Raw genomic sequence first — 8941 nt, forward strand, 5'->3', positions numbered from 1 at the left:
TGGCGTCAGGAGGTGCGCGGGGGGAGCGGGAGCGGCACCGCGGGCAGGCCGTCGATGGAGACCGCGTTCTTCCGCTCCACGTAGTCGGCGTGGAACGCCTCGTCCCGGCGCCCGAAGTACCGGACGAGGAGGTCGCGCTCGCCGCGGTACTCCAGGAACGGCACGGCGTACCCGCAGGAGTCGCTGACGCGCAGGGCGTGGACGAGCACCACGGCGCGGGCCCCCGGGTGCCCCGACACCTGCGGGAAGTGCCCGATCAGACCGTCCCACCGGGGGTCGTCGCGGAACACCGGCTCCCCGCGGCCGTGGACCCGCACCACGTCGGGCGTCGCGCCGAACGAGCACCACATGAGGGTGATCCGGCCGTTCTCCCGCAGGTGCGCGAGGGACTCCGCGCCGCTGCCGGTGAAGTCCAGGTAGGCCACCGTGTGCTCGTCGAGGACGGCGAGCGACCCCCTGGCGCCCTTGGGGGAGATGTTCACGTGCCCGTCCGGCGCCAGCGGGGCGGTGCCGACGAAGAAGACGGACTGCTCCTCGACGAAGGCCCGCAGGCGTTCGCCGATCCCCTCGTGGACGTGTGCCATGCGCCCATGGTGGCGGCTGTCCGCAGAGTGGACCAGGGGGCGTCCGCGATGCGGACAGGCAGGGCGGGCGTCCGCGGGCGTACGCGGGCGGTGGCCGGGAACGGACGCCCGGGTTTCGGCGGCGGGAGAGGGCGGGCAGGAGCCGTTCGCCCGCCGGAGGTTCCGGGGGCGGCTCGGCCGGAGGGGGAGCAGCATGAGATCGGCTGTCACGGGAGTCCTGCTGTCGCTGGCGCTGGCCGCGGGAGGGGTCGCGGCCGGGACCGCCGCCTCCGCCGCGCCGGCGCCGGCCCGGGCGGCGGTGGCCGGCAGCGCCGCGCCGGGGGGCGGGGCGGCCGCGGGCGCGGACCCGGCGGCGCGGACGGGCACGGTGCCGACGGGCGCGGTGCGGACGGACCGGGCCCCGCAGGCGGTCCGGGCGGCCCTGCCCGCCAAGGTGAAGATCAGGAAGCGGCACCGCAGCCGCCGGAGCCACGGCTTCTTCTCGGGTGTCGTCCTCGTGGTCGTGCTGGTCCTGGTGCTCGCGGCGATCCTGGTGGCGCTGCTGCTGGCCCGCCGGGCGATGCGCCGCAGGCGCCTGTGACGCCTCCGCCGGAGGCGAGGGCGGCGGGAGAGGCCGGCCGTGCCGCGGGCACGGCCGGCCGGCGGCGTCAGCCCTCCCCGTCCTCGCCGCCCTTGGCGGCCTTCTGGGAGAAGCCGTCGTGCCATGCGGCCTTGGCCCCGGAGTCGCCGATCCGGTAGACGTCCACCACGGCGCCGGCGCCGACCGCCAGGCAGAGCACGGCGACGACAGCGCGCAGGGCGACGGGGGCCGTGCGGGGACGGGCCGCGGCGTCGCCGGCGGCCGGGGCGGCGGCGGTACCGGCGGCGTAGCGGCGGGTCGTCCACCACACGGCGGCCGCGAGGACGACGAGGCCGGCCGCCCAGGGGAGCATCCCGTCGCCGAGCTCCGCGTGGCGGCGGACCAGCGGGTCGCTGTCGACGTGCCGCTCCAGCCACTCTCCGGCGTGGGTGGACAGCGGGACGAAGCCCAGGGTGACCAGCGCGAGCACGGGCAGCGCGACGCCTATGCGGCGGGCGGCGCGGGGAAGCAGCGCGGCGACGACGAGGACGAGCGCGGTCAGCGGGACGAGCACGATGACGGCGTGCACGAAGAGCACGTGGGCGGGCAGCCCGTTGATGATCTCGAGACTCACGGGACGGTCCTTCCGGGGAGTGAGCCGGTCCTGGCGGCCGGTCCCGGGCAACCTACTACATGAATGTAGACAGAAACGGGGCCGGACGGCAGTGCCGTCCGGCCCCGTGCGCTCCGGCCCGGGCGCCCCCGCCCCTACAGCAGGCGCGTCAGGCGCGAGCCGATCGACGGCGGCGCGAGGGCGTCCCGCAGCACGACCGGGACCTTCACCTCGCCCTGGCCGCTGCCGACGGTGACGGTGCCCACCCGGGTGCCCGCCCCGGCGGTGTGCGGGAGGGAGCCGACCGGGTCGAGGCCGATGCCCACCTTCAGGCCGGACCAGCCGACGACCGTGACGTCCCGGGAGACGACCGCCGGGACCCGGCCGCCCAGGCCGTCGTCCACGTAGCCGACGACGTCGCCCTTCCGCAGCACGGTGTGGTCGGTGAGGCTCTTCTGCGCGGCGGCGATGATGCCGCCGCTGACGTCCAGCGCCTTCTGCAGGATGCCCGCGCCCTGCTGGCCCATCACCACGCCGATGATCAGCTGGGTGGTGCCGCCGACCTGCTTCTCGGCCGCCCACATCAGGCAGCCGCCGGCGGGGGTGCTGGAACCGGTCTTCACGCCGATGACGTGGTCGCCGGTGGCGAGCAGCTGGTTGTTGTTGAAGATCCGCTGGCCGTCGCTCAGCACCACGTTCTGCGTGCTCACGACCTGCCGGAAGACCTCGTCCTGCATCACCCGCTCCGCCAGCTTCAGCTGGTCCGCAGCGGTGGACTTCGTCGACGCCTCCAGGCCGCTGGGGTCGGTGTAGACGGTCCTCGTCATGCCGAGGCGCTTCGCGGTGTCGTTCATCCTCCTGACGAACGCCTCCTGGGAACCCGCGTCCCAGCGGCCGAGGAGCCGGGCGATGTTGTTCGCCGACGGGATCAGCAGCATCTGCAGCGCCTCGTACTCGCTGATCTTCTGCCCCTCCGTCACCTTCACCACCGACTCGCCCTCGGTGACGCCCTTGGAGTAGTCGGACGCCGCCTGCTTGTCGGCGGTGAGCACGGGGCCGTCCTCGCCGGGCTTGAGGGGGTGGTCCTGGAGCACCACGTACGCGGTCATCACCTTCGTGACGCTCGCCATCGGCGCGGGGGTGGCCGCCCCGGACCCGCCGAGGCCGCCCAGGCCGTAGACCTCGGCCACGGCCTGGCCGCCGGTCGGCCACGGCAGGTCCGGCCTGCTCCCGGGGAACGCGTAGGAGGCCGGTCCGGTGGACCTCACCTCGGGACCGGGCAGCGGACGCAGCAGCTGGACGACGCAGACGACGGCGAGGACGAAGGCCAGGAAGACGCTCCAGACCGTGATCCGCCGGACCGCGCGGCGCAGCGGCGTCATGGGGCGCGCACTGAGCGAGGCCAGGACCTCCATGGCCTCGGAGGTGGTCTCCGGGGTCCGCGGCGGCTCCGGCTCCCCGTCCGGCCCCTGCCCGGGCCCGGACGCGGAGACGGGGTGCGGCTGCGGCCGGGTCACGGGCCGGGAGACCGGCCGGACGGCGGAGGACGCGGAGGCGCCGGAGACGGGCGCGGAGGGCGCGGACCCGGGTGCGGGTGCAGGTGCGGGTGCGGCACCGGCGGCGGTGGCGCCGGCGGGCACGGCACCGGCGGCCGTGGCTCCGGCGGCGGCCGTGGCGGCGGTCACGGTGGGGGTGGTCCCGGCGGCGGCGGCCTGAGGAACCTTCGGCAGCGGCACCTCGGTCACCGGGGCGTCCCCGGTCCCGGGTGCGTCGCCGGGTGCGGGGGTGCCCCCGTCCGCCTCGGCACCGGCCGCGGCCTTCCGTCCGGCCGGGGTCGCGGGCCGGTCCGCCGTCCCCGCGGCGGCTGCGGCCGCAGGTGCAGCGCCGACCTCCGTCCCGGTGCCGGTCCTCCCCTCTTCCGCCTCTGCCTCTGCCTCTGCTCCTGCCTCTGTCCCCGCCTCTTCCGTCCCGGCCTCCGGATCGGCCGTCACCACGGCACTGCCGACGCGCCGTTCGGCCTTTCCGGCCTCCTCCGGCGCCTCCGCTCCGGTTCCGGCCTCCTCGTCCTTCCCGGCGCCGGCCTTCCCGAATCCCGCCTTCCCGGTCCCGCCCTTCGCGGTGGCGGCACCGGACGACCGGCCGGCACGGGACGGCGCCCCGCCGGCCCGCAGGGCGAGGCGCGGGTCGTCCGGCACCGCAGTGCCGCCCGCGGTCCCGGCCCCGGCATCGTCCGCGGCGCCCCCGGCGGGATCCGCGCCCTCGGCGGGCTCCGCACCCTCCGCGGGCTCCTCCCGGTCCGGGACGGCCGTCGCACCGGCGGGGAGGCGCAGCGTCCGGGTGGGGCTGTCGACCGGAAGCCGCAGCATGGTGGTGGGGCTGTCCGTGCCCCGCACCCGCAGCTGCACGGTGGACTCGGCCCGGACGGCCGTCCCGCCGTCCGCCTGCTGCTCCGCGCCGGCGCCGTCCCGGGCGTCCGCCGCCGGTGACGCACCGCCCTCGGCGGAACCGCCCGGAGACTCACCGTCCGGATCGGCGCGCCGCCGCTCCTCGTCGCGCTCGACCGTGCCGGGGGACTCGCCCACGTGACCCAACCTCCTCACACACCTGGCGGAACGCCCTGCGCACCGGCGTCCCGCCCCACAGCGGACAGTCTCCGCCACGAACATGATGTCGCCCGTCCAAGCCCCGTCCGACCGGCGTTTCTCCCGGGTCCGACACCCCGGACACGTGGGTGACGAGCCCCGGGCGGACACCGGTTCCCGGGTCACGATTCAGAGGCGGTCTCGACAGCAGGGTGTGAGAGGCGTCACTCTGTCATTCATCCACGCGGGGAGGCTTGGATGGGCAGGAGCCGCAGAACAATTCCCGAGGAACTGCTGCTGCTCGCTTTGGACCCGGCCACGGGTACCACGGCGCAGCCGCAGACCCTTGACCTCGGACTCGCCGGGGCACAGCTCGTCGAGCTGGCCCTGGCCGGACGGATAGTCCCGGACGGAGATCGTATCGCCGTGGTGCTGCCGCGGCCGACGGGTGACCCGACCCTGGACCACGCGCTGGAGCTGCTGCGCAGGCGCGGCAGCGCGGTGCGTGCCGTGCACTGGATCGGCGGGCCCCGGCTGGGGCTGCGTCAGACGTACCTGGCGCACCTGGAACGGTGCGGCATGGTGACGGCGGTGCCGGGCCAGGTGTGCGGGGTGCTGCCGACGACGCGCTACCAGGCGTCCGACGAGTGCACGAACGGTGCGATCAAGCAGCGTCTGGACACGGCCATCAGGACGGGCGTGCCACCGGACCCGCGGACGGCCGCGCTGGCCGCGCTGGCGCACGCCGTGGGCCTGGGCAAGCACCTCTACCCGGGCAACGAGGGCCGGTCGTCCAGGTCGCGGCTGCGCGACCTGATCCGGTACGACCCCCTGGGCGGGATGGTGGCCCACGCGGTGATGGACGTGCAGAACGGCCTTCCGGCGCAGGCGCAGCGCGGTGCCGGCGGGCCGAGCCGCCCGGGGTCGCGGACGGCCGTCGGGCGGCCCGGGCGCGGGGCGGCGGCCGCCGTCGGCCCCGGCATGGCGCACGCGGTGGCGCGCTAGCGCGGCGGGGCCCCGCCGGAAGGGGCGTCCGCGGGAGCCGGTCCCGGAACGGGACGGCCGGAGCGGTCCGGAGGGCGGCCGATCGGCGTGCGGTGTGCCGGTCGGCCGCCCTCCGGCATGTCCGCGGCGCACCCGATCCGATGAGCCGGACCGATTCCCCGGCACCGGATGATCCACGGTGGCATGCTCGTCCCGTCGAGGTGGTTGGAACGAATCCGAGACCCACCGGAGGTCGCCGTGTCCGCCAGCATCAATCCGACCGTGCGCCGCCGCAGGCTCGGCGCCGAGCTGCGCCGCCTCCGCGAGCAGAAGGGCATGACCGCCGAGGAGGTGGCGGGCCGGCTGATGGTCTCCCAGTCGAAGATCAGCCGGCTCGAGAACGGGCGGCGCAGCATCAGCCAGCGCGACGTCCGCGACCTGTGCGAGGTGTACGGGGTCGAGGACGAGCGGATGCGCGAGTCCCTGATGGCGATGGCGCGGGAGTCCCGGCAGCGGGGGTGGTGGCACGCCTTCGGCGACATCCCCTACAGCGTCTACATCGGCCTGGAGGCGGAGGCCTCGGCGGTCCGCAACTACGAGTCGTCCTTCGTGCCCGGCCTGCTCCAGACGCGGGAGTACGCCCAGGCGGTGGTGACCGGGATCCAGCCGGACACCGACGCCGAGGCGGTGCGCCGCCGGGTCGAGGTGCGGATGGAGCGTCAGCGGCGGGTGCAGGGGCCGGACCGGCTGGACAACTTCTGGGCGGTGGTCGACGAGGCCGCCCTGGCCCGGGTGGTCGGCAGCCGGGAGGTGATGGCCGCCCAGATGGAGCGGCTGGCCGAGCTGTGCGAGGAGCCGCACGTCAACCTGCAGGTGATCCCGTTCGCCAAGGGGGCCCACCCCGGAATGACCGGGGCATTCTCCATCCTTGAGTTCCCTGAGTCAGCAGATACGGCTGTTGTTTACCTCGAAGGAGTGACAAGCGACCTCTACCTGGAGAAGGAGGCCGACGTCCGTCGCTATACCGGTCTCTACGACCACCTGATGGCCGCGGCGCTCGGCGTCACGGATACCCGGTCGCTGATAGCCAGGTACGCGAGGGAGTACGCACAAGATGAACGCGGATAACAGCAGCGCTCCGGTGTGGCGCAAGAGCAGCTACAGCGGCGCCAACGGCCAGTGCGTGGAGGTCGCGGTCCCGCAGGTCTCCACGGTGGCCGTACGCGACTCCAAGGACCCCGAGGGACCGTCGCTGGCCTTCTCCCCCGAGGCCTGGTCCGCCTTCGTCGCGGCGGTCGGCCGCGGCTCCTTCGACGCCGCCTGAGCAACCGGGGCCGGCACGCCCCTCCGGCCGCAGCGGACCGCGGCCGGAGGGGCTGACTGCTGCCGGGGCGTCAGGGGTCCGCACCCACCGGTAGGTTCTCCGGCATGACGATCACACCGGAGTCCGGCGGCTCCTTCGAAGCGTTGCAGGCGGGTGCCGTACGGGACGCCGACGGCCTCCGCGCCCTCTACGAGGCCCCCGGCGACGCCGCCCGGCGCAAGGAGACCTCCTTCCTCACCGACGCGGCCCGGCGGCTGGTCGGCTGCGCCTCCCTGGTCCTGGTGGCGACGGCCGACGCCGAGGGCCGCTGCGACGTCAGCCCCCGGGGCGGCCCGCCCGGCTTCGTCTCCGTCCTCGACGCGCGCACCGTCGCGATCCCCGACGCCACCGGGAACAAGCGCATCGACTCCCTGCAGAACATCGTGCGGACCGGCCGCGCCGGCCTCCTCTTCGTCGTCCCCGGCCGCGACACCACCCTGCGGCTCAACGGCCGCGCCTGCGTCTCCGCCGACCCGGAGCTGCTCGCGGCGCTCACCCCCGTCGGGAAGCCGCCGCGCAGCGCGATCGTGGTGGAGGCGGAGGAGGTCTACCCGCACTGCCCGAAGGCCTTCCTGCGGGGCGCGGCGTGGAAGCCGGAGCAGTGGCTGCCGGCGGACGCGGCGCCGAGCTCCGCGGAGGTGACGCTGGCCCAGCTGGACGTGCCGGGGCTGACGCTGGAGGACGTGCGGCAGAGCGAGCGGGAGTCGCTGCAGCACCGCTATGCGTGAGGGCTCCGGGGCCCCCGGGGCCCCGCCGCCGCACCGGCCGGGCGCTCAGGCCGCCGGGTACCGCCGCGCCCAGGAGCCGTCCGCGCCGCCGGGCCCGTGCAGCTCCGGCCCGTGGGTCATCTCCAGGGCGAAGTCGTCCGCCAGCGTGAGCAGGGTCCCGCGGCCCTCCAGCTCCCCCAGCCACTCCGGCGGCAGCGCCGTCTCCCCGTGCAGCACCCCCAGCAGGTTGCCGCAGACCGCCCCGGTGGAGTCGCTGTCCCCGGAGTGGTTCACCGCCAGCAGCAGGCCGGAGCGGACGTCCTCCGCCACCAGGGCGCAGTACAGGGCGATCGCCAGCGCCTCCTCGGCGACCCAGCCCTCCCCCAGCGACTCCACCCGCTCCGCCGACGGCGGCCCGGCCCGCACCGCGTCCAGCGCGCCGCGCAGCGCCGCCGTGGTCTCCTCGTGGCCGGGCCGCTCCGAGAGCAGCGCCAGCGCCAGGTGGACGCCCTCCTCCAGGGTGCCGCCGCGCACCGCCGTGTGGACGACGACGGCGAGGGCGCCCGCCGACAGGTAGCCGGTGGGGTGGCCGTGGGTGAGGGCGGCGCACTCCATGGCGAGCTGGAGGACGAGGACCGGGTCCCAGCCGACCAGCAGCCCGAACGGCGCGGAGCGCATCACCGTGCCGCAGCCCTTGGAGTGCGGGTTGCGGGGGTCCTGGAGGGTGCCCATCCGGCCGTCCTCCAGGCCCGACAGGCAGGCCTGGCCGGGCGCCCGCCGCGCGTACAGCCACTCCTCGCGGGCCAGCCAGCCCAGGTCGGGGCGGCGCTCGTCGGGCCCCCAGTCGCGCTGGGTGGCGGCCCAGCGCAGGTACGCCCGGTGGACGTCGGTCGGCGGGTGCCACACCCCGCTGTCGCGCCGCACGTGCGCCCGGATCAGGCCGTCGACGGTGAACAGGCTCATCTGGGTGTCGTCGGTGACCGCGCCGCGCCGCCCGTAGGCGGGCACGTAGCCGGTGACGCCCGCCGGGCCGTGCGCCGCGCGGATCGCGGCCAGCGACTCGAACTCGATCCCCGCGCCCAGGGCGTCGCCGACCGCACCGCCGAGCAGGCATCCGCGCACCCTGCTGCGGAAGTCCTGCTCCTGCGCGCGCGACCAGAGTGCCTGCACGGTCGGATGCCTCCTCGTCCAGCGCGGCCCGCCGGCGGCCGCCGCCCCCGCGGAACTGTATGCGAAGAGCGGTGCGGGGGCCGTACAGGTCTACGCATGCGGACGGCGGCCGGCTCCGGGCGCGCGGGGCCGGGCCGCGGACCGGCGGTTCAGCCCTCCAGCAGCGGCAGCAGCTCCGGCAGGTGCCCGTCGGAGGCGAGGGCTGCGGCGCGGCGCTCGGCGGGCACCTCGCCGTAGAGGGTGGTGCGCTGCCGGGCCGGGCGGCCGGCGGCCTGCGCGATGGCCTCCAGGTCGCGGACGGACCGGTGGGAGCCGTAGGCGGAGCCCGCCATCCGGGAGATGGTCTCCTCCATGAGGGTGCCGCCCAGGTCGTTGGCGC

Annotated in this window: 10 protein-coding genes; 5 read left to right on the forward strand and 5 right to left on the reverse strand. The window is 75.8% G+C overall.

The window, feature by feature from the left end:
• Positions 1-5: 5 nt before the first annotated feature.
• Positions 6-584 carry a pyridoxamine 5'-phosphate oxidase family protein gene (locus tag LO771_RS16930; protein WP_230653218.1) on the reverse strand — a complete coding sequence of 193 codons (579 nt, stop codon included), beginning with the start codon at positions 582-584 and terminating at the stop codon, positions 6-8.
• Positions 585-777: 193 nt separating this feature from the next.
• Here LO771_RS16930 and LO771_RS16935 point away from each other — a divergent pair, with 193 nt between their 5' ends.
• A complete protein-coding gene (locus LO771_RS16935) occupies positions 778-1164 on the forward strand; it encodes a hypothetical protein (RefSeq protein ID WP_230653220.1) in 387 nt (128 codons plus the stop codon).
• A 67-nt stretch (positions 1165-1231) separates the two neighbouring features.
• Here the strand turns inward: LO771_RS16935 and LO771_RS16940 are convergent, their stop codons facing one another.
• Both LO771_RS16940 and LO771_RS31360 read right to left on the reverse strand, forming a co-directional pair.
• On the reverse strand, positions 1232-1777 hold the full coding sequence (locus tag LO771_RS16940; protein WP_230653222.1) for a DUF2231 domain-containing protein: 546 nt from the start codon (positions 1775-1777) through the stop codon (positions 1232-1234).
• 134 nt (positions 1778-1911) lie between these two features.
• Positions 1912-4338, reverse strand: coding sequence for a D-alanyl-D-alanine carboxypeptidase (locus tag LO771_RS31360; protein WP_230653224.1), 2427 nt, complete (start codon positions 4336-4338; stop codon positions 1912-1914).
• Positions 4339-4596: 258 nt separating this feature from the next.
• Here LO771_RS31360 and LO771_RS16950 point away from each other — a divergent pair, with 258 nt between their 5' ends.
• From LO771_RS16950 to LO771_RS16965, 4 genes are all read left to right on the forward strand, one after another.
• Positions 4597-5343 (forward strand): GPP34 family phosphoprotein, encoded by a 747-nt coding sequence (locus LO771_RS16950; RefSeq protein WP_230653226.1) that lies wholly within the window; start codon positions 4597-4599, stop codon positions 5341-5343.
• A 237-nt stretch (positions 5344-5580) separates the two neighbouring features.
• Positions 5581-6450 carry a helix-turn-helix transcriptional regulator gene (locus LO771_RS16955; RefSeq protein WP_230653228.1) on the forward strand — a complete coding sequence of 290 codons (870 nt, stop codon included), beginning with the start codon at positions 5581-5583 and terminating at the stop codon, positions 6448-6450.
• Positions 6437-6646 (forward strand): DUF397 domain-containing protein, encoded by a 210-nt coding sequence (locus tag LO771_RS16960; RefSeq protein WP_230653230.1) that lies wholly within the window; start codon positions 6437-6439, stop codon positions 6644-6646. Before LO771_RS16955 ends, LO771_RS16960 begins: the two co-directional genes overlap by 14 nt.
• A 104-nt stretch (positions 6647-6750) precedes the next feature.
• On the forward strand, positions 6751-7413 hold the full coding sequence (locus LO771_RS16965; protein ID WP_230653232.1) for an MSMEG_1061 family FMN-dependent PPOX-type flavoprotein: 663 nt from the start codon (positions 6751-6753) through the stop codon (positions 7411-7413).
• Between the two features lie 45 nt (positions 7414-7458).
• Here the strand turns inward: LO771_RS16965 and LO771_RS16970 are convergent, their stop codons facing one another.
• Together LO771_RS16970 and LO771_RS16975 are read right to left on the reverse strand one after the other, a co-directional pair.
• On the reverse strand, positions 7459-8562 hold the full coding sequence (locus LO771_RS16970; RefSeq protein WP_230653234.1) for an ADP-ribosylglycohydrolase family protein: 1104 nt from the start codon (positions 8560-8562) through the stop codon (positions 7459-7461).
• Positions 8563-8711: 149 nt separating this feature from the next.
• Positions 8712-8941: hypothetical protein (locus LO771_RS16975; RefSeq protein WP_230653236.1), on the reverse strand; the 230-nt coding region annotated here is incomplete at its 5' end.

It is taken from the genome of Streptacidiphilus sp. ASG 303 (assembly GCF_020991365.1).
GTDB lineage: Bacteria > Actinomycetota > Actinomycetes > Streptomycetales > Streptomycetaceae > Peterkaempfera.